The following is a 21,365-nucleotide window of genomic DNA, read 5'->3' as shown; positions in this document are numbered from 1 at the left end:
ATGACGTCGCACCCAAGGTTCAGGTCAGGGCCGTAAGAGCCGTACCGATGCGTACGGTGCCCACCCGCACATACAAGGAGCGGACAGATGCCCATCGCAACTCCCGAGGTCTACAACGAGATGCTGGACCGGGCGAAGGCAGGAAAGTTCGCCTACCCGGCCATCAACGTGACCTCTTCCCAGACGCTGCACGCGGCCCTGCGCGGCTTCGCGGAGGCGGAGAGCGACGGCATCGTCCAGATCTCCACCGGCGGCGCCGAGTTCCTGGGCGGTCAGCACAGCAAGGACATGGTCACGGGCGCCGTCGCCCTGGCCGAGTTCGCGCACATCGTCGCCGAGAAGTACGACGTCACGATCGCGCTGCACACGGACCACTGCCCGAAGGACAAGCTCGACGGGTACGTGCGTCCGCTGCTCGCCGTCTCCGAGGAGCGCGTCAGGGCCGGCCGCAACCCGCTGTTCCAGTCCCACATGTGGGACGGCTCGGCCGAGACCCTGGCCGACAACCTCGCCATCGCGCAGGAGCTGCTGGAGCGCGCCCGCGCCGCGAAGATCATCCTCGAGGTCGAGATCACCCCGACCGGCGGCGAGGAGGACGGCGTCTCCCACGAGATCAACGACTCCCTCTACACCACGGTCGACGACGCGGTCCGCACCGCCGAGGCGCTGGGCCTGGGCGAGAAGGGCCGCTACCTGCTCGCCGCGTCCTTCGGCAACGTGCACGGCGTCTACAAGCCGGGCAACGTCGTCCTGCGTCCCGAGCTGCTCAAGGAGCTGAGCGAGGGCGTCGCCGCTAAGTACGGGCGGCCGGCCGACAGCAAGCCGTTCGACTTCGTCTTCCACGGCGGCTCCGGCTCCACCGAGCAGGAGATCGCGACCGCGCTGGACAACGGCGTGGTCAAGATGAACATCGACACGGACACCCAGTACGCCTTCACGCGTCCGGTGGCGGACCACATGTTCCGCAACTACGACGGCGTCCTGAAGGTCGACGGCGAGGTCGGCAACAAGAAGACCTACGACCCGCGCACCTGGGGCAAGCTGGCCGAGGCGTCGATGGCCGCCCGCGTCGTCGAGGCGTGCGGCCACCTGCGGTCGGCGGGCCAGAAGATCAAGTAACGGCCGCGAGCGCACCACGGGCCCGGCACTCCCCGCGGGGGTGCCGGGCCCTCGCACGTCCGCCCCCGGCATGGCGCAGACTTGTCCCCATGGCCATTCACGAGAACCTCCTCGGGGGACCGCCCCCGACCCACCTCCCCGACGAACCCGGGCCGCGCGAGCTGCTGGCCGGCGGAACGCCCGCCTCCGAGGTCGCCGCCACGTACCCGACGTCCTCGCTGGCCTGGGCCCGGCTCGCCGACGAGGCCTTCGAGCGGGGCGGCGTCGTGGAGTCGTACGCCTACGCCCGTACGGGCTACCACCGCGGGCTGGACGCGCTGCGCCGCAGCGGCTGGAAGGGCCACGGTCCGGTGCCCTGGGAGCACGAGCCCAACCGCGGCTTCCTGCGCGCCCTGCACGCCCTCGCCCGCGCCGCGCAGGCGATCGGCGAGAAGGAGGAGTACGAGCGCTGCACCCAGTTCCTGCAGGACTCCTCGCCGACGGCGGCCGAGGTACTGGGCTGACGGACCGCTCCGCAAGGCCCGCGACGGGCGGGCCTTGCGGTTTCCTGCGAGCATTGCGGAGGATGCCGTTGGGGACCGGGGCCCCGTGCCGGTAACGGCAGGGCGGACCGCTACCCGTAGTGCCATCAGGAGACAGAAATGTCCCACGACGCCCCGAATCTCGACTTCGAGGGCAGCACGCCGTACGAGGACTACGTCAAGGCGGACGTGCTCACCCACCTCCAGCACACCCTCTCCGACGATCCCGGAGAGATGGTCTTCCTGGTCACGACCCAGGTCATGGAGCTGTGGTTCACCGTCATCGTCCACGAATGGGAGACCGCGGCCCGCGCGCTGCGCGAGGACCGGACCGACGTCGCCACGGACGCGCTGAAGCGCTCGGTACGGGAGCTGGAGGCGCTGAACGCCTCCTGGACGCCGCTCGCGCAGCTCACCCCGGCCCAGTTCAACTCCTACCGGGGCGCCCTCGGCGAGGGCTCCGGCTTCCAGTCCGCGATGTACCGCCGGCTGGAGTTCCTGCTCGGCGAGAAGTCCGCGTCCATGCTCGTCCCGCACCGCGGCACCCCGCGCGTCCTCGCCGAGCTGGAGAAGGCGCTGCACGAGCCGAGCCTGTACGACGAGGTGGTCCGGCTGCTGGCCCGGCGCGGGTACGACATCCCGGACGCCGTGCTCCGGCGTGACGTCACCCAGAAGTACGAGGCGTCGCCCGAGGTGGAGGCCGCCTGGACGGCCGTCTACTCCGGCGATCAGAACGGCGAGCTGGCCCGCCTCGGCGAGGCGCTCACCGACGTCGCCGAGCTGGTGTGGCGCTGGCGCAACGACCACCTGGTCGCCACCCGCCGCGCGATGGGCGCCAAGACCGGCACCGGCGGTTCGGCCGGGGTGGCCTGGCTGGAGAAGCGGGCCCGCGGCAACGTGTTCCCCGAGCTGTGGACGGCGAGGTCGTATGTCTGAGCTGATGAGCGAGGCGGAGAGGCTGGACGCCGCCGACGGTCTGGCCGCGCTGCGCGAGCGGTTCGTCCTGGACGACGTGACCTACCTGGACGGCAACTCGCTCGGCGCCCTCCCGGCGCACGTCCCCGCACGCGTGGACGACGTCGTACGGCGCCAGTGGGGCGAGCTGCGCATCCGGTCCTGGGAGGAGAGCGGCTGGTGGACCGCGCCCGAGCGGATCGGCGACCGGATCGCCCCGCTGGTCGGCGCGGCGGCCGGGCAGATCGTGGTCGGCGACTCCACCAGCGTCAACGTCTTCAAGGCGGTCGTCGCGGCCGTGCGCATGGCGGGCGAGGGGCGGGACGAGATCGTCGTCGACGCCACCACCTTCCCCACGGACGGGTACGTCGCCGAGTCGGCGGCCCGGATGACGGGGTGCGCGCTGCGGCCCGTGACGCCGGCCGAGGTGCCGTCGGTACTGGGCGACCGCACCGCCGCGGTCCTCCTCAACCACGCCGACTACCGCACCGGCCGGCTGCACGACCTGCCCGCGCTCACGGCCGCCGTGCACGCGGCGGGGGCGTACGCCGTCTGGGACCTGTGCCACACCGCGGGTGCCCTGCCGGTGGGGCTGGACGAGCACGGCGTCGACCTGGCGGTCGGCTGCACCTACAAGTTCCTCAACGGCGGCCCCGGTTCGCCCGCGTACCTGTATGTGCGCCGTGACCTCCAGGACCGCTTCGACTCCCCGCTGCCCGGCTGGAACTCGCACGCCGAGCCCTTCGGCATGCGCCCCGGCTACGCCCCGGCCTCCGGTGCGGTGCGCGGCCGGGTCGGAACGCCGGACATCCTCTCCATGCTCGCCCTGGAGGCGGCCCTCGACGTGTGGGAGGGGGTGTCCGTCGAGGCGGTGCGCGCCAAGTCCCTCGCGCTGACGGACTTCTTCCTGCGCTGCGTCGGGGAGTACGTCCCCGAGGGGCGGGTCGAGTCCGTGACCCCGGCCGTGCACGCCGAGCGCGGCAGCCAGGTGGCGCTGCGCTGCGACGACGCGGGCGACGTCATGAAGCGGCTGATCGAGCGGGGTGTGGTCGGGGACTTCCGGGCCCCCGACCTGCTGCGCTTCGGCTTCACCCCGCTGTACCTCGGCTTCGCGGACGTGGAGCGGGCGGCGCGGGTGCTGGCGGAGGTTCTCGCGGAGGTCGTGCCGGAGGGCGGTTCGGTGGACGGTGCGGAGGGCCGCGCGGCGGGGGTGTGACGCGGGCGGTCCGGGACGGCCGGGGCGGCTTCGGCGGGGCGCGTGGGTGCGTGTCCCCGCCGGGGTCGGTGCCGGGGGTGGGGTGCGGGGGCGTGCGTCCGCCGGTGCCGGGGACGTGTCCGGGTCCGGGGTGGTGTGTTCGGGGGTGCTTCCGCACCGGCCTCGGGCGCGTGCTTCACCGGCCTCGGGTGATCCCGGGACACGTTCCGCCACGGCCGTGGCACACGTTCTCCACGGGACGTGGGACGCGCGCCTCGCGGGCCGTGTTCGCGCACGTCACTGGCCTGATAACGTCCCGCCGACGGCCGATTCCCCTTCCCGGCCCGCCAACAACGTTTCGTCGCTGAGAGGTTGGAGCATGCCGGACGCCGCCGCAGAACCGGGCACCGCTGCCGCGCGGAACGCCGCCGAGGAGAAATCGCTCCTCTCCCGTCCGGCGGTCGATCCCGACAGCAGCGCCGCGTACGGTGACCACCCGGACCAGGTGATCGACTTCTACGTCCCGCGCGGCGCGGCCGCACCGGGCACGCCCGCGCCGGTCGTGGTGGTTTTGCACGGAGGCGCGTGGCGGGCCCCGTACGACCGGCGCCACATCAGTCCGTTCGCCGGTTTCCTGGCGGAACGGGGCTTCGGCGTGGCCAGTGTGGAGTACCGGCGCGGCGCCGAGGGCGGGGGAGCGGACGACCCGGTCGCGGGGCGCTGGCCCGACACCTTCGACGACGTCGCCGCCGCGCTGGACGCGCTGCCCGGGCTGGCCCGCCGGCACCTGCCGGAGGCCGACACGCGCCGTACGGTGCTCACCGGCCACTCGGCGGGGGGCCACCTCGCGCTGTGGGCGGCGGCCCGGCACGTGCTGCCCGCCGGTGCCCCCTGGCGGCTGGACGGCCCGGCGCCGCTGCGCGGTGTGGTCGCGCTCGCGCCGATCGCGGACTTCGAGGTCGCCGGGAAGCTGGACGTGTGCGGGGGTGCGGCGCAGCAACTCCTGGGAGGCGCCGAGCACTTCGCGGAACGCCGTCCCTACGCCGATCCGGCGCTGCTGCTGCCCACCGGCATCGCGACCACGCTCGTGCAGGGCCGAGCCGACGCGGACGTCCCGCAGGCGGTCGCCGAGGCGTACGCCGACGCGGCGGCGAGGGCCGGTGAGGTGGTGGGCGTGACCCTGCTGGAGGACGTCGGCCACTTCCCGCTGATCGATCCGTCGGCGGACGCGTGCGCGGTGGTGGCGGAGGAGATCGCGCAGTTGGCGTGGTGAGGGGCCGTCAGCCCGTGGGGCCCCGGTGGGCCTCCGGTGGGTCGCGTGGGGCCCGGTGGGGGCCGGTGGGGGCGTCCCCGTCACACCCGTAATACCTGAGAGCTACTTCGCAGGTGAGCTCTCCGGCGTGACGCCGGTTACCCGCTCCGATTCATAACTTCCCTTCCATGAACGCCCGATGAGCGGGCGACAGGGAGGGGAGCGGCCATGGGGCCCGGTTCGGCGGCAGGTCGGCGACGGCGGGCGGGCAGATGGCGCAGGGCCGCGCCGGCCGCCCTCGTCTCGTGCGCGGTGGCGCTTCCGCTCTCCGCCGCTGCGCGCCCGGTCGTCCCCGCCCCGCCGCCCGCCGTGCTCGCCGCCCCGGCGGCGGACACCCTGACGGACGCGTACGCCGCCAACCGGGCCAACGCCGCTGAGGCGGCCCGGATGGCCGAGGCCCACGGCGACCGCCACCGCGCGGCGGCGGACCGTTCGCTGGCCGGACCGTCCCGGCAGCTCCTCGCCTTCGACGGCCGGGGCGCCGGCCTGGTCACGGAGGTCTTCGGCGACCTGGCCCACGCCGACCACGTCGCCGTGCTGGTCCCGGGCTCCGACACGGGCATCGACACCTACGGCCGGTTCCGCGCCGCGGCCCTCGCCCTGCACCGGCAGCTCGCCGCACAGGCGCCCGAGGGCACCCGCACGGCGGTCGTGGCCTGGCTCGGCTACGAGACGCCGGGCACCGTCAGCACCGCGGTGGCGACGACCGGCCGGGCCGACGAGGCCGCCCCCGGGCTGCGCGCCCTGGTGGACGATCTGCGCGGCGTCGTCGGACCACGGGCCGACATGGCTCTGCTGTGCCATTCCTACGGCTCGGTCGTCTGCGCCCGGGCCGCCGCCGGCCTGGACGTCACCGACATCGCCCTGGTCGGCAGTCCCGGCACCGGCGCCGACTCCGTCGAGGACCTGCGCACGGGCGCCCGCATCTGGGCGGCGCGGGGCGCCGACGACTGGGTCGAGCACGTGCCGCACCTCAGCGCCGGCCTGTTCGGCACCACCGTCGGCTTCGGCACGGACCCGGTCTCCCCGGCCTTCGGCGCCCGGGTCTTCGACGCCGGCGACGGCGGCCACAGCGACTACTTCGACGCCGGCTCCCTCTCCCTGACGAACCTGGCCCGGATCGCCCTGGGCGAGACCCCGGAGGTGACCCATGACTGACCCGGTACGACCGGCCCGGCCCGGTCTCCGGCACGCCCTGCGCGACGACGCCGTGCGGACCCCGGCGCGCGGCACGGCCGTCCGGCCCGCCCTGCGGCACGCCGCCGCCAGGATCGACGCGGCCACGCCCGCGAGCAGGGACCGCGCCGTCGACGCGCTGCGCGCCCTCGCCATCCTGGGTGTGGTCGTCGGCCACTGGCTGGTGACGGCCCTGGTCTCCGACGGCGGCGGGCTGCGCACGGCGAGTCCGTTGCAGCACCAGCCCTGGCTGGCCCCGGTCTCCTGGGCCTTCCAGACCCTCGCCGTGTTCTTCCTGGTCGGCGGGCATGTGGCCACGAGGGGCTGGGCGGCGGCCCGGCACCGGGGCACGCCGTACCGGCGGTGGCTGGCAGCCCGGCTGGGCCGGCTGTTCCGGCCGGTCGTGGCCGTCCTCACCCTGTGGACGGTGACGGCGACCCTGCTGTTCCTGACCGGCGCCGACCACGGCACGGTCCGCACCCTGGTCAAACTGGCCCTGTCCCCGCTCTGGTTCCTGCTGGTCTTCGCGGCGCTGACGGCCGCGACCCCGCTCCTGGCCCGGCTGCACCCGCTGTGGCCGCTGGCCGTCGTCCTCCATGTCGACCTGCTCCGCTTCGGGCTCGGCGGGCCCGCGTGGCTGGGCTGGGTCAATCTCGCCGCGGGCTGGGCGGTGCCCTACACCCTCGGCGCCGCCTGGACCCGGGGCGGGCTGGAGCACCGCCGGACGGGCTGGACCCTGCTCGCGGGCGGTACGGCGGCGACCGCGGCGCTGGTCGCCTGGGCGGGGTACCCGGCGTCGATGGTCGGCGTCCCGGGCGCCGCCGTCTCGAACCTCAACCCTCCGACGCTGGCCGCCGTGACCTTCGGGCTGGCGCAGTGCGGCCTCGCCCTGCTGCTGCGCGAGCGGCTGCGCCGGGCCCTGGGGCGGCCGGTGGCCTGGGCGGCGGTCGCGCTGGTCAACCTCTTCGCGATGACCGTGTTCCTGTGGCACCAGACGGCCATGATGGCGATTACTGCCACGGGGCTCCTCGCGGGCCGGCTGCCCGGGCTGCACACGCTCCCCGACGGGATGGACTGGGTCGCGGCCCGGCTCGTCTGGCTCCCGGTGTTCGCGCTGGCCCTGGGCGTCTGCTGGGCGGCCTTCCATTCCTTCGAGCGCGGGGACGGCCGGCGACGGTCGCGGGTCGTCCGCACGCACCTTCCGCAGGGCCGGGCGACGACGAAGGGGGCAGGCCATGTCTAGGCTGAGCGGCGTGACGCGAGGGGGGAGCCGGCGAACGGCCGTGGGCGGCAGGGCCGAGCGGGTGCTCAGGGTCCTGCACGACGACCTGTGGACCTGGCGGGCGGACCCGCTGCCGCCGTCGGTGTGGTTGCGCTGGTTCCCGCACGGGATCGTCTGCCTGGCCGCCCTGGGCGTGCTGCTCGGCGACGCGGCCCAGCTCAGTGACAACGGCCGGGTCGACCCGGGGTTCGGTTTCCTGATCGCCCTCGCGCAGGGCGGCGCGATGGCGTTCGCGCTGTCGCGGCCGGTCGCCGCGTGGTGGCTGTCGCTGGCGGCCATGCCGGTGGGGGCCTTCGCGGTGCGGGCCGAAATGATCCAGGACGGGGAGAAGTTCACCTGGCCCTGGCCGGTCGCCGGGATCATCGGGCACATGTGCGTCCTGCTGCTGCTCGCGCTGCGGGTCCGTACCCGGGTGTCCGCGGAGGCGCTGGCCCTGACCGCGCTCGCCACGTACGTCGTGCAGGGTGTGGTGGGCGCGCTGAACTACCAGCCGACCGGCCAGCTCGCCGTCATCTTGTTCGCGGTCGTCGTCGTGCTCGGCATCGCCCTGCGCGGCCGCCGGGAGGCCCGCACACAGCTCGCGGAGCAGACCTCGCTCACCGCCGAGGAACGCGCCCGGCGCACCCTGCTGGAGGAGCGCAGCCGGATCGCCCGCGAGCTGCACGACGTGGTCGCCCACCACATGTCGGTCATCTCCATCCAGGCCCAGGTGGCCCCCCACCTCGTGAAGGACCCGCCGGACGAGCTGAAGGAGAACCTGGCCGGCATCCGGGAGAACGCGCTGGAGGCGCTCACCGAACTGCGCCGCGTCCTCGGCGTGCTGCGCTCCGAGGATCCCGACGGGACCGACGTGAGCGGCGCGCCCGGCCTCGGCGGTACCGCCCGGCACGCCCCGCAGCCCACGCTGGACCGGCTCGACGCGCTGGTGGAGAACACCCGGGCCGCCGGACTGGCGGTGACCGTGGAGCACAGCGGCCGGCGTCGGCCACTGCCGTCCGGGGTGGAGCTGTCGGCGTACCGGATCGTCCAGGAGGCGCTGAGCAACGTCCTGCGGCACGCGCCCGGTGCGACGGCCCGGGTCCACCTCACGCACCTCCCGATCGGGCTGCGCGTCGAGGTCTCCAACACCCGCCCCGCGCGGACTCCCGCGCCCTCTTTGGGGGCGGGGCACGGGTTGCTCGGCATGAGGGAGCGCGTGGCGATGCTCGACGGCAGCCTGACGGCGCACCGGCTGCCGGACGGCGGGTACCAGGTGGCCGCCTTCCTCCCGGCGGACACCGCGGACAGCGCGGACGCCGGGGACACCGCGGACACCGTCGACGCGGCCGGCTCCGTCGACGTCCCCGACGCCGGAACGACCCCCGGCGCAGCCGCTGCCACCACCGGCGACCGCACCGCCCCTCACCCCGCCCCGCTCCCCACCGAGGACCACACGCCATGACCAGCGGCACCATCCGGGTACTGATCGCCGACGACCAGCAGATGGTCCGGCAGGGCTTCACCGTGCTGCTCAACACCCAGCCCGACATCGAGGTGGTCGGGCAGGCGGTCGACGGCCTGGACGCCGTGGCCAAGGTCGGCGAACTCGCCCCGGACGTCGTCCTGATGGACATCCGGATGCCCGAGCTGGGCGGCATCGAGGCCACCCGCCGGATCACCGAGGCGACACCGGAGATCAGGGTGCTGGTGCTGACCACCTTCGACCTGGACGAGTACGTGTACGAGGCGCTGCGGGCCGGCGCGTCCGGGTTCCTGCTGAAGGACGCCTCCGCCGACCAGCTCGCCGATGCGGTGCGGGTGGTGGCCGCCGGGGACGCGCTGCTCGCGCCGGGCATCACCCGGCGGCTGATCACCGAGTTCTCCCGGCTGAGCGACCGCCCCCGGGCCCCGCTGAAGGAGCGCGTCGGCGATCTGACCGAGCGGGAGACGGAGGTGCTCGCCCTGATCGCGCAGGGCCTGTCGAACGCGGAGATCGCCCAGCGGCTGGTCGTCGCCGAGCAGACGGTGAAGACGCACGTGGGCCGGATCCTGGTGAAGCTGGGGCTCAGGGACCGCACGCAGGCGGCGGTGTTCGCGTACGAGTCGGGCCTGGTGCGGCCCGCCGGGTACTGAACGAGGGCGCGGGGGGAGCGGGGTGGGACTCGTAGTACCTGAGACGGATGCCGGAGGACCCCTCTCACTGGTGACGACCGGGCCCCCGGCGGCGCCTACCGTTGCGAACGTGACCGAGACGACTCAGACGCCGACCACGCCGCTCGGCGACGAACGCGTGAAGCGCAGCCCCGAGTTCCGGGCGGCGATGGAACTGCTGGGCGGGCTGCGCGCGGACCTGATCCACGACGCCTTCGCGTACCGCCCGATGCCCGGGCTGGCCGCGGACGGCCCGGTGCTCCGCCGGCTCCCGGAGCGGCTGCGGCCGAGGGCGGCGCGGCTCCCCGCGGCCGTGGTGCTCACGATCGCGCTGGTGGCCTTCTTGGGGGGCGTGGTGAGCGCCGGCAGCAGCGACGGCCCCTGGTCGCTGCTGAGCGGGATGATGTGCGCGGCCCCCGTGCTGGCCACGCTGGCCAGACCGGTCGGGGCCTTCTGGCTGTCCATGGCGGCCGTCCCGCTGCTCGCCGTGCTCAGCGGGGTCTGGGGCGAATGGCCGTGGACGCCCGGCGCGTTCATCTGCCACCTGGCGGTGCTGGTGATCGTGGCGGTGCGCACGCGTCCCCGCACGGCGGCCTGGATGTGGGCGGTGACCGCGTTCTACGGCTTGATCTGCGAGTACACCCTGGGCGCCGGCCACTACGTCACGAACACCGCCGCGATGCTGGTCCTGTCCGCGTTCGCCCTGCTGGTGGTCTCCCTCTGGCACATCCGCCGGGACGCGCGGCAGGAGGTGACCGCCCAGCGGACGGTCACCGCCCACGAGCGTTCCCGCCGCACTCTGCTGGAGGAGCGCACCACGATCGCCCGCGAGCTGCACGACGTGGTCGCCCACCACATGTCGGTGGTCGCCATCCAGGCCGAGGCCGCGCCCTACCGGGTGGAGAACCCGCCGGAGGAGCTGGAGCGGGCCTTCGCCACCATCCGGGAGAACGCGGTGGCGGCGCTGACCGAGCTGCGCCGCGTCCTCGGCGTCGTCCGCGCGGAGGACTACGAGGCGCCGGACGCCCCGCAGCCCACGCTCGCCGACCTGGACGCGCTGCTCGCCAACGTGCGGGACGCGGGCCTGGCCGTGGACAAGGCGGTGACCGGTGCGGTGCGCGAGCTGCCGCCCGGGGTGGAGCTGTCGGCGTACCGGATCGTGCAGGAGGCGCTCAGCAACACCCTGCGGCACGCGCCGGGCGCGTCCGCCCGGGTCGAACTGTCCTATGTGCTGGGCGGCCTGGGCCTGCGGATCGTCAACGGCCGCATACCGGACGCCGGTCTGGTCAAGCCCTCGCCCGGCGCCGGGCACGGCATCACCGGGATGCGGGAGCGGGTGTCGATGCTGAACGGCGAGATGACGGCCGGGCCGACGGACGACGGGGGTTACGAGGTGGCGGTGTTCCTGCCGGTCACCGCTGTGAGCGAAGGGGACGCATGACCGGCCGCACGATCCGGGTGCTGATCGCCGACGACCAGATGATGGTCCGCGAGGGTTTCTCGGTGCTGCTGGGCGCGATGCCGGACATCGAGGTCGCCGGCGAGGCGGTCAACGGCCGGGAGGCGGTCGAGAAGGTCCGCGAACTCTCCCCGGACGTCGTCCTGATGGACATCCGGATGCCCGAGCTGAACGGCATCGACGCGACCCGGCAGATCATCGCCGCCGACAGCGCGGCGAAGGTCCTGGTCCTGACCACCTTCGACCTGGACGAGTACGTGTACCAGGCGCTGCGCGCGGGCGCCTCCGGCTTCCTCCTCAAGGACGCCTCGGCCCGTCAACTGGCCGACGGGGTACGGGTGGTGGCCGCCGGGGAGGCACTGCTCGCCCCCTCGATCACCAAGCGTCTGATCACCGAGTTCTCGAAGCTGTCCGACGGTCCGCGCTCGGTGCCGTCCGCGCAGGCGGCGTACGGCGAGCTGACCGAGCGGGAGACGGAGGTGCTGGTGCTGATCGCACAGGGCCTGTCGAACGCGGAGATAGCCGAGCACCTGGTGGTCGCCGAGTCGACGATCAAGACGCACGTCAGCCGGATCCTGGTGAAGCTGGGCCTCAGGGACCGCACGCAGGCCGCGGTCTTCGCCTACGAGGCCCGCCTGGTGACGCCGGGCTGAGCGGTGCCCGTCGTGAGCCGGTTCCGCACGGCACGAGGGCCGGTGCCGGGCCGGGCGCCCCCCCCTGGGCGCGGGTCCCGTCGAGGGCTTATCGTCCGTGCATGACGGCTGCATCCGACCTGGCGTTCGACCCGTGGGACCCGGCCTTCGTCGCCGACCCGTACCCCGCCTACGCCGAGCTGCGGGCCCGGGGCCGCGTGCACTACTACGAGCCCAGCGACCAGTGGCTGGTCCCGCACCACGCGGACGTGTCGGCCCTGCTGCGGGACCGCCGGCTGGGGCGTACGTATCTGCACCGGTTCACGCACGAGGAGTTCGGGCGTACGGCGCCCCCGCCGGAGCAGGAGCCGTTCCACACGCTCAACGACCACGGGATGCTGGACCTGGAGCCGCCGGACCACACGCGTATCCGGCGCCTGGTGTCCAAGGCGTTCACGCCGCGCACGGTGGAGCGGCTGCGGCCCTATGTGCACGGGCTGGCGGACGAGCTGGTGGGCCGGCTGGTGGCGGAGGGCGGCGGCGACCTGCTGACGGACGTGGCCGAACCGCTGCCCGTCGCGGTGATCGCCGAGATGCTGGGCATCCCGGAGGCGGACCGGGCTCCGCTGCGTCCCTGGTCGGCGGACATCTGCGGGATGTACGAGCTGAACCCGTCCGGGGCGACGGCGGCGAAGGCGGTCCGCGCGTCGCTGGAGTTCTCGGACTACCTGCGGGAACTGATCGCCGAGCGCCGCAAGAACCCCGGCGACGACCTGATCTCGGGCCTGATCGCCGCCCACGACGAGGACGACGACCGGCTCACCGAGCAGGAGATGATCTCCACCTGCGTCCTGCTGCTGAACGCGGGCCACGAGGCGACGGTGAACGCCACCGTCAACGGCTGGTGGGCCCTGTTCCGCAACCCCGACCAGCTCGCCGCCCTGCGCGCCGACCACTCCCTGGTCCCCTCGGCGATCGAGGAGCTGATGCGCTACGACACCCCGCTCCAGCTCTTCGAACGCTGGGTGCTGGACGACATCGAGATCGACGGGACGACGATCCCGCGCGGCGCGGAGATGGCGATGCTCTTCGGTTCCGCCAACCACGACCCGGCCGTGTTCAGCGCCCCTGACCGCCTCGACCTCGCCCGCCGGGACAACCCCCACATCTCCTTCAGCGCCGGCATCCACTACTGCATCGGCGCACCCCTGGCCCGTATCGAACTGGCGGCGTCGATGACGTCGTTGCTGAACCGGGCCCCGGCCCTGCGTCCGGCGGGGGAACCGGAACGGAAGCCCAACTTCGTCATCCGGGGGCTCGCGGGGCTACGCGTCGAGGTCTGAGCGCGGGTCCGGGCGGCGCCGGGTCAGCAGCCAGGAGCCCAGCGCCCAGGCCAGTGCGGGCAGCAGGGCTCCGGCGAGGAAGACGAAGGGCAGTTCGGCGAGGGCGGCGCCGAGGTCCTGACCGTTGTTCTCGAACTCGTACCCGAGGTGCCGCTGCGTCCGGTCCGAGGTTCCCCACACCCATACGGCCCCCACGGCTCCCGCCGCCGACACCACACACCCGCCGCACGTCACCGCGTCTCTCCCCATGCCCACCAGGACGCGCCCGCCCGGCGCACGGTTCGCCCGCCCCGCCCCGCCCCGCCCCGGCCGCGCCGCGCCGCCCCTCGGCCACACCGCGCCGCGCCGCCCCCGCCACACCGCGCCGCCCCACCTCGACTGCGCCGCGCCACCCCACCCCGGCCACGTCACCCGCCGCCCCCCCGGCTGCCCGGGCTCCCCCCCCGGCCTCAGGCCGTCATGTCGCGCCGCCGCAGCCCCGCCAGTCCCGCGCCCACCAGCACCGCCGCGATCAGGGCCTGCACCAGCACCGGCGGCCAGCTCATCTCCCCGCCCGGCAGCTTCGGCAGATGCCCGAACGGCGACACGTCCAGCACCGCCTGCGGCAGGTCCAGGGCGGGGCCGACCCAGCCGAGCAGGAGGACCGCTCCGGCGAGGCCCCAGGCCGCCACCGTCGCCCGCGGCAGGAGCCCGTGGAGCAGGACCGCCGCACCGCCGACCACCCACACCGCGGGCACCTGGACGAGGCACGCGCCCAGGATCGGGCCGACGTCCTCGCCGTAGCCGGCGGCGAAGCCGAGACCCGCGAGCAGCATGACCAGGACCGTGCCGCCGAAGGCGATCACCAGGTGCCCGGCGGCCCACCGCAGCCGCCCCACGGCGCCCGCGAGCACCGGTTCCGCCCTCCCGGAGGTCTCCTCGCCGGCGAGCCGCAGCACCGACGCCACCACGTACAGCGCGGCGATCAGACCGAGCAGCCCGACCATCGCCGACACGAAGGCGTCCGTCAGCCCGGCCTGTCCGCCCATCCGCTCGATGACCGCGCGGGCCTGCTCGTTGTCGCCGACCAGGTCGGCCGCGCCCTCGGTCATCGCGCCGTAGACCGCCCCGGCGAGGAAGAAGCCGACGCTCCAGCCGAACACGCTGCCCCGCTGGAGCCGCCAGGCCAGCGCACCGGCCGTGCCCAGCCGGCCCCGCGCCGGTCCGGGGCGGGTCGGCAGGAAGCTCATGCCGAGGTCCCGGCGCCCGGCCAGCGCGTAGGCCAGCACGCCCTGCGCCACCGTCGCGCCCCCGATCAGCAGCAGCACCCACCACCGCTCGGCGGCGAAGGCCCGCACGTTCTCCAGCCAGCCCAGCGGCGACAGCCACGTCAGCGGCGACGAACCGTCGTTCGTCGCCGAGTCGCCCGCCGCGCGCAGCACGAAGGCGCCGCCCAGCACGGCCGCCGTCAGGCCCCGCGCCAGCCGCGCGCTCTCCGTGAACTGCGCGACGATCGCGGCCGTCGTGGCGAAGAGCATCCCGACGCCCGCGACCCCGAGCCCGAACGCCACCGCGCCCGCGGCCCCGTGCCCGGCCAGCCCGACGGTGACGAGGACGGCCAGGACGCCGTTCGCGACCGCCGCCGCCAGCAGGGCCGCGGTCAGCGGGGCCCGGCGCCCGACCATCCCGGACGCGACCAGTTCCTGACGCCCGCTCTCCTCCTCGTCGCGGGTGTGCCGCACGACGATCAGCAGGCTCGTCACGGCCGCGAGGGCGGCGGCGTACACGCCGACGCGCCAGGCCGTGAGACCGCCGAGGGAGTCGGCGAAGACGGGGCCGGTCATCGCGCGCAGGGAGGAGTTGGTCTCCATCTGCCGCACCAGGTCGGCGCGGTCGGCCGCGGTGCCGTAGAGGCCCTCGATGGTGCCCGGCATGGACAGCACCATGAGCGCCGTCACCGCGACCCAGACCGGGATCATCACCCGGTCGCGGCGCAGGGCGAAGCGCAGCAGCGTGCCGGTGCCGGCGAGCTGCTCCGAGCCGCGGGGCCGCGCGGCGACGGAGGCCGCGGCGGAGGCGGTGGCGGTCATCGCGACGCCACCTCCTCGGCGTCCTCGCTCTGGTAGTGCCGCAGGAACAGCTCCTCCAGCGTCGGCGGCGTCGACGTCAGCGACCGCACCCCGGACTCGCCGAGCGCCCTGAGCACCGCGTCCAGCTTGTCGGTGTCGACCTGGAGCCGCACCCGGCGGCCCTGTACGTCGAGGTCGTGCACGCCCGGCAGACGCGCCAGGCCGTTCGGGGGGCCGGCGAGTTCGGCCGTCACGCTGGTCCGGGTCAGATGCCGCAGGTCGGCGAGGGAACCGCTCTCCACGGTCCGGCCCTTGCGGATGATGCTGACCCGGTCGCACAGCTCCTCCACCTCGCTGAGGATGTGGGAGGAGAGCAGGACCGTCCGGCCGCGTGCCTTCTCCTCGGCCACGCACCGCTGGAAGACCTCCTCCATCAGCGGGTCGAGGCCGCTGGTCGGCTCGTCGAGGATCAGCAGGTCGACGTTGGAGGCGAAGGCGGCGACCAGGGCGACCTTCTGGCGGTTCCCCTTGGAGTACGTGCGGCCCTTCTTGGTCGGATCGAGTTCGAACCGCTCGACCAGCTCCGCCCGGCGCCGCGGGTCGAGGCCGCCGCGCAGCCGTCCGTACAGGTCGATGACCTCGCCGCCGGAGAGGTTGCGCCACAACGTCACGTCGCCGGGCACGTACGCGATCCGGCGGTGCGCCTCCACCGCGTCGGCCCACGGGTCGCGGCCGAGCACCGAGGCGGCGCCCGAGTCGGCGCGCAGCAGGCCGAGCAGGACGCGGATGGTGGTGGACTTGCCGGCGCCGTTCGGGCCGAGGAAGCCGTGGACCTCGCCTCTCTCCACGTCCAGGTCGAGACCGTCCAGCGCCTGGGTCCGTCCGAACGCCTTGTGCAGCCCGGAGACACTGATTGCCTTCGTCATGATTTGGAAAGTACGCTTGTTTCAGAAATTTGTGAAGTTAAGAAACCGTCAGGGTGGTGAGGGATGATCGAACGATGAGCGAAGAAGCGGAAGCGCGGGAGCCGGGGCGCGAGGAGCGCGACCCCGAGGCGGTGTCGAGGTTCGTGGAGGGCTTCGCCGCCCAGCTCGTGGAGGCGGGGATGCAGCGCATGCCGGCCAGGGTGTTCGCCGCGCTGCTCGCTTCCGACTCGGGCACCCTGACCTCCGCCGAACTCGGCGAACAGCTCCAGGTCAGCCCCGCCGCGGTCTCCGGAGCGGTCCGCTACCTCGCCCAGCAGCACATGGTGTCGCGCGAGCGGGAGCCGGGTTCACGGCGCGAGCGCTACCGCGTGCACAGCAACCAGTGGTACGAGGCGCTGACCAACCGCGAGGCCGTCCTCAAGCGCTGGCAGGCGGCCCTGCGCGAAGGCGTCACCAGCCTCGGCGCCGGGACCCCGGCGGGCCGCCGCATGGCGGAGACGCTCGCCTTCTTCGAGTTCGTCGACGGCGAGATCGCGGCCATGATGGAACGCTGGCGCGAGCACCGGGAGAAGGTCTTCGGCCCCGGCCCGGCATCCTGACCGTCACCGCGCCCGCCGTGTCCCCGTCGGCCCGTGCCCGCACCGCCCGCGCCCGACCCGCAGCGCACGCCCCGCGATCCTCCGCCGCCCCCGCGGCACCTCACCCCGGCAGCGTCAGCCCCCAGGCCGCCTCCCGGACCACCCACGTCCGGGTGCCCACCGGGCCCGACACCACGGCGTCCGCGCGGTACCGGAAGTGGGCGCCCGACACGGTCACCGTCCGGCCGGCCGCGCGCAGCGGCGACGCCTGGGCGCCCACGGCCGCCGGACGCACCTCCACCTCGGCGAGCCCGCCCGCGCCCGGCACGACCGACACCGCGTCGACCGGCTGTCCGAGGTCGACCAGCGTCACCCCGTCGACCTCCACCCGCAGCCGCGACGGACGCGCCGCACCCGGACCCGCGGCGACCCGGACGGGACGCGAGGGGGCCAGCGTCCGGACCAGGGACTGCGCGGTCCGCAGCCAGGGCCGGGCCGCCGCGTGCAGACCGGTCTCCGCGTCCGCGTGCCCCGCGACCGGCGGGATGCCCACGCCGCCCAGCACCACGCCGTCGCTGTCGTCGACGAGCAGATCCATCCGCCGCACCGCCCCGTCCAGCACCGCCCGCGCCGCCGCCACCGCGCCCGTCGGCAGCCCGAGCGACCGGGCGAGTCCCAGGGCGGGCCCCACCGGAACCACCGACAGGGCGCATCCCGCCAGCTCGCGCTGCCGGTGCAGCAGGGTCACCGCCCGCAGCAGCGCACGGTCGTCACCGACCACGACGGGGCGCCGCGAGCCCCGCCGGCGCAGCGCCCGGGCGAACTCCTCGGCGTCCTGGGGCAGGCACACCTTGGTGCTCGCCGCACCCGCTCCGAGCACGTCCTTCGCGATCCGGACGGACTCGCCGTCCGCCCGGCGGGCGGCCGGGTCGATGACCACCAGGAGCTGATCGGGCCTCGCGGAAGTCGCCACCTCGGCCATGCCTCGCTTCCTCGGGTAGCATCTTTGTGCAAGAGCCCCTTGCGCTATTGCGCCAGGGGCTTCGTCTATTCCGGGGCATCCGGTCCGACGGTTGGCGGCCAACGACGGTCGCGGTGCACGCGGCGGAGACCTCCGCGTACGCCCTCGACCTTGGACATGCCCCGCCCGGAAGGGGTGTACGCGCGTGCCCGCACTTGTGCTGCTCGGTGCTCAGTGGGGTGACGAAGGCAAGGGAAAGGCGACGGACCTGCTCGGTGGTTCCGTCGACTATGTGGTGCGCTACCAGGGCGGCAACAACGCCGGCCACACGGTAGTCGTGGGCGACCAGAAGTACGCCCTCCACCTGCTCCCTTCCGGAATCCTGTCTCCCGGCTGCACGCCGGTCATCGGTAACGGCGTCGTCGTCGACCCGTCGGTCCTGTTCTCCGAGCTGAGCGGGCTGAACGAGCGAGGCGTCGACACGTCCAAGCTCCTGATCAGCGGTAACGCGCACATCATCACGCCGTACAACGTGACCGTCGACAAGGTGACGGAACGCTTCCTCGGCAAGCGCAAGATCGGTACGACCGGCCGCGGCATCGGCCCGACCTACGCCGACAAGATCAACCGCGTCGGCATCCGCGTCCAGGACCTGTACGACGAGTCGATCCTCACCCAGAAGGTCGAGGCGGCGCTCGACGTCAAGAACCAGATGCTCACCAAGCTCTACAACCGGCGCGCGATCGCCACGGGCCAGGTCGTGGAGGAGCTGCTGGGCTACGCGGACAAGCTCCGTCCGTACGTCGCCGACACCGTGCTGGTCCTCAACCAGGCGCTGGACGACGACAAGGTGGTCCTCTTCGAGGGCGGCCAGGGCACCCTGCTCGACATCGACCACGGCACGTACCCCTTCGTCACCTCGTCGAACCCGACCGCGGGCGGTGCCTGCACCGGCGCCGGCGTGGGCCCGACGAAGATCAGCCGCGTCATCGGCATCCTGAAGGCGTACACGACCCGTGTCGGCGCGGGCCCGTTCCCGACCGAGCTGTTCGACGAGGACGGCGAGGCCCTGCGCCGCATCGGCGGCGAGCGCGGTGTGACGACCGGCCGTGACCGCCGCTGCGGCTGGTTCGACGCGGTGATCGCCCGCTACGCCACCCGGGTGAACGGCCTGACGGACTTCTTCCTCACCAAGCTCGACGTCCTCACCGGCTGGGAGCAGATCCCGGTCTGCGTGGCGTACGAGATCGACGGCAAGCGCGTCGAGGAGCTGCCGTACTCGCAGTCCGACTTCCACCACGCGAAGCCGGTCTACGAGATGCTGCCGGGCTGGAACGAGGACATCAGCAAGGCGAAGACCTTCTCCGACCTGCCGAAGAACGCCCAGGCGTACGTCAAGGCGCTGGAGGAGATGTCCGGCGCCCCGATCTCCGCGATCGGCGTGGGCCCGGGCCGGGACGAGACGATCGAGATCAACTCGTTCCTGTAGACCCGCCGGACGGATCCCCCGGGGTCCGCTGTTTCCGCTGTGCCGCCGTCCGGCCCCCTCGGCCGGGCGGCGGCCGGCGTCCCGGTGGGGATCGGGGGCGTGACAGACCGCGACGTGCAGCGTCCCGCAAGGGCCCGTACGGCGGCGGGGGCGAACCCGGGAACCGCGGCGACCCGGCCCGCCGACGGCGTGCCGTGGCCGCCCGGGATCCTCCTGATCCGCTGAGCGTCACCCCTGTCCCGTGAGCGGGCGGGCCCCTTCCGACGGGCATAGGCTGAGGCTGTACACGGCGCGTCGGCAGGAGAAGGTGAGTGCGATGCGCGTGATGCTCAAGGCGACGCTGGACACGGAGAAGGCCAACGAGGTCATCCGCAGCGGGAAGATGCCCGACATGATGCGGGAGACCCTGGAGCGCATCAAGCCGGAGGCGGCGTACTTCGGCACCCCCAACGGCCGCCGGACGGCCCTGCTCTTCTTCGACATGCAGGACAGCTCCGACCTGCCGCCCGTCGGCGAACGCTTCTTCACCGAGATGAACGCCGAGGTCGAGGTCTGCCCCATCATGAACGCCGACGACCTCGCCACGGGGCTCGGCAAGCTCGGCTGACCGGTCCGGTGCGCGTCAGCTGAAGACGATCATCGACCCCTGCGCCAGGCTGCGCGTGGCCGCCGCGTGCAGCCCCAGCCACACGTGCCGCTCCCGGGCGAAGGGACTGGGATCGTAGGGCGCCGGCACGGCCGGCTCCTCGAGCTCCGTCGGGCCGAGCGGCGGCTGCGGTGCCGCCGGGGGGTTGGCCGGGTCGATGCCGAGGGCCGGTGCCACGGCCTCCAGTTCCCTCAGCAGGGCGTGCGAGGAGCCCAAGGGCCCGCCGCCCGCGAGGAGTTCGTCGTCGGACAGAGGATGGGGGAAGTCGACCGGGACGTACGCGCCGGCGTGGTCGTAGTGCCAGACCAGGTGCGACCGCTGGGCCGTCGCCTCGAACATCTCCAGCAACTGCTCGTAGTCTCCGCCGAGTTCGTCCACCGGCGTCACCGGCAGCCCGCACACCTGGAGCAGGTAGGCGCGGCGCAGGAAGTGCAGTGCGTCGTAGTCGAACCCGGCGACCGGGGCGACCTCGCCGGACAGGCCCGGCATGTACTGGTACACCGGCACCGGCGGCAGGCCGGCCTCGGCCAGCACCTTGTCGTACTGCGCGAGTTCCTCGGCGAACGGGTTGTCCGGTGTGTGGCACAGGACGTCGACGAGCGGTACCAGCCACAGGTCACAGGCCAAAAGAGGGCTCCTCACACGGCACGGTGGTCAAGGAAGCGTAATCGGTCGGCGGGGCGTGCAGGTCCCATACCCATCCGGGGCCGGACCACGACACGTCGGACACGGGCCGTTTCCCGCCCGAACGCCCGCTCACCCCCCGGCGAGCCGGTCGATCAGGGCGAGGGAGTGGGCGTTGTAGGCGTCGACGAGCGCGCGGGCGGCGGGGGCGTCGCGGCGGGCGAGCGCGTCGACCAGTTCGGTGTGCCCGGACCACAGGCTGCCGCGGAGGTCGCTGAGCCGGCGCAGGTGCTGCACCGTGCACACCCAGCTCTGCACGCGCAGCCGGTGCAGGAAGTCGGTGAGGTAGGGGTTGCCGTACAGGACGGCCAACTCGCGCCAGTAGCGCAGGTCGTAGCCGATCAGGACGGTGAGGTCGCCGGCCGCGGCGGCGCGCTGGGCCTCCTCGCCCCGCCGGCGCACCCCGGAGAGGGCGGAGACCAGCCGCTGGTCGTCGAGGAAGCGGTCCCCGTGGTCGGTGACGAGGGCCAGGAACATTCCGTCGGTGACGAGGCTGCGAGCCTCGACCATGCCGCGGAAGTCGTCGACCGAGTACGCGCGCACGCTGAAACCGCGGTGGTCGTCGGATTCGAGCAGGCCCTGCGCGGACAGGTCGACCAGGGCCTCGCGCACGGGCGTCGCGGACACCCCGTACTGCTCGGCTATCTCCTTGACGGTGAACTCCTGCCCGGGCAGGAGCCGGCCGGCCAGCACCTCGTCGCGGAGCGCGTCGGCGATCTGGCGCCGCAGGGTGCTGCGCGTCACGGCGCCGCTTCGGCCGGGCATGGTCGGGCGTCTCCTCCTCGGGGCGGGCGGCGTGCTCGTACACATGTCTACGGTGTACGAGCACGTCACCTTACGCGCCCGGAGCGCCCCGGCGGCCGGCCGGCGGCGCGGGAGCCCGGGACCCGTCGTTCGGATCGCGCCGGTG

The 21,365-nt window shown here is 73.7% G+C and carries 21 protein-coding genes; 15 read left to right on the top strand and 6 right to left on the bottom strand.

Going from position 1 to position 21,365, the window contains the following annotated elements; translation table 11 throughout:
* The first annotated feature begins 87 nt into the window (after window positions 1-87).
* The 12 genes from fbaA (at window position 88) to ACH499_RS11195 (ending at window position 13,123) form a co-directional block, all read left to right on the top strand.
* Window positions 88-1,119, top strand: coding sequence for a class II fructose-bisphosphate aldolase (gene fbaA / locus ACH499_RS11250; RefSeq protein ID WP_356202959.1), 1,032 nt, complete (start codon window positions 88-90; stop codon window positions 1,117-1,119).
* An 89-nt stretch (window positions 1,120-1,208) separates the two neighbouring features.
* Window positions 1,209-1,622 (top strand): DUF3151 domain-containing protein, encoded by a 414-nt coding sequence (locus ACH499_RS11245; RefSeq protein WP_365600869.1) that lies wholly within the window; start codon window positions 1,209-1,211, stop codon window positions 1,620-1,622.
* Between the two features lie 138 nt (window positions 1,623-1,760).
* A complete protein-coding gene (locus tag ACH499_RS11240; protein ID WP_356202963.1) occupies window positions 1,761-2,576 on the top strand; it encodes a tryptophan 2,3-dioxygenase family protein in 816 nt (271 codons plus the stop codon).
* Window positions 2,569-3,810 carry a kynureninase gene (kynU, locus tag ACH499_RS11235; protein WP_399015012.1) on the top strand — a complete coding sequence of 414 codons (1,242 nt, stop codon included), beginning with the start codon at window positions 2,569-2,571 and terminating at the stop codon, window positions 3,808-3,810. The genes ACH499_RS11240 and kynU overlap by 8 nt, the downstream gene beginning before the upstream one ends.
* 358 nt (window positions 3,811-4,168) lie before the next feature.
* A complete protein-coding gene (locus ACH499_RS11230) occupies window positions 4,169-5,062 on the top strand; it encodes an alpha/beta hydrolase (protein ID WP_399015010.1) in 894 nt (297 codons plus the stop codon).
* A 207-nt stretch (window positions 5,063-5,269) separates the two neighbouring features.
* The gene (locus ACH499_RS11225) at window positions 5,270-6,259 is read left to right on the top strand and encodes an alpha/beta hydrolase (RefSeq protein WP_399015008.1); all 990 of its coding nucleotides are present in this window, start codon (window positions 5,270-5,272) and stop codon (window positions 6,257-6,259) included.
* The gene (locus ACH499_RS11220) at window positions 6,252-7,520 is read left to right on the top strand and encodes an acyltransferase (protein WP_399015006.1); all 1,269 of its coding nucleotides are present in this window, start codon (window positions 6,252-6,254) and stop codon (window positions 7,518-7,520) included. Before ACH499_RS11225 ends, ACH499_RS11220 begins: the two co-directional genes overlap by 8 nt.
* Complete coding sequence (locus ACH499_RS11215; protein ID WP_399015004.1) at window positions 7,513-9,000, top strand: sensor histidine kinase; 1,488 nt, start codon at window positions 7,513-7,515, stop codon at window positions 8,998-9,000. Before ACH499_RS11220 ends, ACH499_RS11215 begins: the two co-directional genes overlap by 8 nt.
* Window positions 8,997-9,671 carry a response regulator gene (locus tag ACH499_RS11210; RefSeq protein ID WP_399015002.1) on the top strand — a complete coding sequence of 225 codons (675 nt, stop codon included), beginning with the start codon at window positions 8,997-8,999 and terminating at the stop codon, window positions 9,669-9,671. The genes ACH499_RS11215 and ACH499_RS11210 overlap by 4 nt, the downstream gene beginning before the upstream one ends.
* Before the next feature lie 70 nt (window positions 9,672-9,741).
* Window positions 9,742-11,130, top strand: coding sequence for a sensor histidine kinase (locus ACH499_RS11205; protein ID WP_399015000.1), 1,389 nt, complete (start codon window positions 9,742-9,744; stop codon window positions 11,128-11,130).
* Window positions 11,127-11,801, top strand: coding sequence for a response regulator transcription factor (locus ACH499_RS11200; protein WP_356202976.1), 675 nt, complete (start codon window positions 11,127-11,129; stop codon window positions 11,799-11,801). Before ACH499_RS11205 ends, ACH499_RS11200 begins: the two co-directional genes overlap by 4 nt.
* A 101-nt stretch (window positions 11,802-11,902) precedes the next feature.
* Window positions 11,903-13,123 (top strand): cytochrome P450, encoded by a 1,221-nt coding sequence (locus ACH499_RS11195; RefSeq protein WP_399014997.1) that lies wholly within the window; start codon window positions 11,903-11,905, stop codon window positions 13,121-13,123.
* Here the strand turns inward: ACH499_RS11195 and ACH499_RS11190 are convergent.
* From ACH499_RS11190 to ACH499_RS11180, 3 genes are all read right to left on the bottom strand, one after another.
* Window positions 13,106-13,318 (bottom strand): hypothetical protein, encoded by a 213-nt coding sequence (locus ACH499_RS11190; RefSeq protein WP_356202980.1) that lies wholly within the window; start codon window positions 13,316-13,318, stop codon window positions 13,106-13,108. The genes ACH499_RS11195 and ACH499_RS11190 overlap by 18 nt on opposite strands.
* Window positions 13,319-13,572: 254 nt before the next feature.
* Window positions 13,573-15,192, bottom strand: coding sequence for an ABC transporter permease (locus ACH499_RS11185; protein ID WP_399014995.1), 1,620 nt, complete (start codon window positions 15,190-15,192; stop codon window positions 13,573-13,575).
* A complete protein-coding gene (locus ACH499_RS11180) occupies window positions 15,189-16,097 on the bottom strand; it encodes an ABC transporter ATP-binding protein (protein WP_356202983.1) in 909 nt (302 codons plus the stop codon). The genes ACH499_RS11185 and ACH499_RS11180 overlap by 4 nt, the downstream gene beginning before the upstream one ends.
* Window positions 16,098-16,171: 74 nt before the next feature.
* Between ACH499_RS11180 and ACH499_RS11175 the strand changes: the two genes are divergently transcribed.
* Window positions 16,172-16,696: a GbsR/MarR family transcriptional regulator gene (locus tag ACH499_RS11175; protein WP_399014993.1), complete on the top strand. Its 525-nt coding sequence runs from the start codon at window positions 16,172-16,174 to the stop codon at window positions 16,694-16,696.
* 100 nt (window positions 16,697-16,796) lie between these two features.
* Here ACH499_RS11175 and ACH499_RS11170 read toward each other — a convergent pair whose 3' ends face one another.
* Window positions 16,797-17,657 carry a diacylglycerol kinase family protein gene (locus tag ACH499_RS11170; RefSeq protein ID WP_399014991.1) on the bottom strand — a complete coding sequence of 287 codons (861 nt, stop codon included), beginning with the start codon at window positions 17,655-17,657 and terminating at the stop codon, window positions 16,797-16,799.
* A 184-nt stretch (window positions 17,658-17,841) separates the two neighbouring features.
* Between ACH499_RS11170 and ACH499_RS11165 the strand changes: the two genes are divergently transcribed.
* Both ACH499_RS11165 and ACH499_RS11160 read left to right on the top strand, forming a co-directional pair.
* The gene (locus ACH499_RS11165) at window positions 17,842-19,125 is read left to right on the top strand and encodes an adenylosuccinate synthase (protein ID WP_356202986.1); all 1,284 of its coding nucleotides are present in this window, start codon (window positions 17,842-17,844) and stop codon (window positions 19,123-19,125) included.
* Between the two features lie 316 nt (window positions 19,126-19,441).
* Complete coding sequence (locus tag ACH499_RS11160) at window positions 19,442-19,732, top strand: hypothetical protein (protein WP_356202988.1); 291 nt, start codon at window positions 19,442-19,444, stop codon at window positions 19,730-19,732.
* A 15-nt stretch (window positions 19,733-19,747) separates the two neighbouring features.
* Here ACH499_RS11160 and ACH499_RS11155 read toward each other — a convergent pair whose 3' ends face one another.
* Together ACH499_RS11155 and ACH499_RS11150 are read right to left on the bottom strand one after the other, a co-directional pair.
* Complete coding sequence (locus ACH499_RS11155) at window positions 19,748-20,398, bottom strand: hypothetical protein (protein WP_399014988.1); 651 nt, start codon at window positions 20,396-20,398, stop codon at window positions 19,748-19,750.
* 129 nt (window positions 20,399-20,527) lie between these two features.
* The gene (locus tag ACH499_RS11150) at window positions 20,528-21,220 is read right to left on the bottom strand and encodes a GntR family transcriptional regulator (RefSeq protein WP_356202992.1); all 693 of its coding nucleotides are present in this window, start codon (window positions 21,218-21,220) and stop codon (window positions 20,528-20,530) included.
* Between the last annotated feature and the right edge of the window lie 145 nt (window positions 21,221-21,365).

The organism is Streptomyces sp. NPDC018947, assembly GCF_044390505.1.
Classification (GTDB): Bacteria; Actinomycetota; Actinomycetes; order Streptomycetales; family Streptomycetaceae; genus Streptomyces.
The sequence above is the reverse complement of the archived record's forward strand: the minus strand, read 5'-3'. Positions and strand labels throughout refer to the sequence as shown.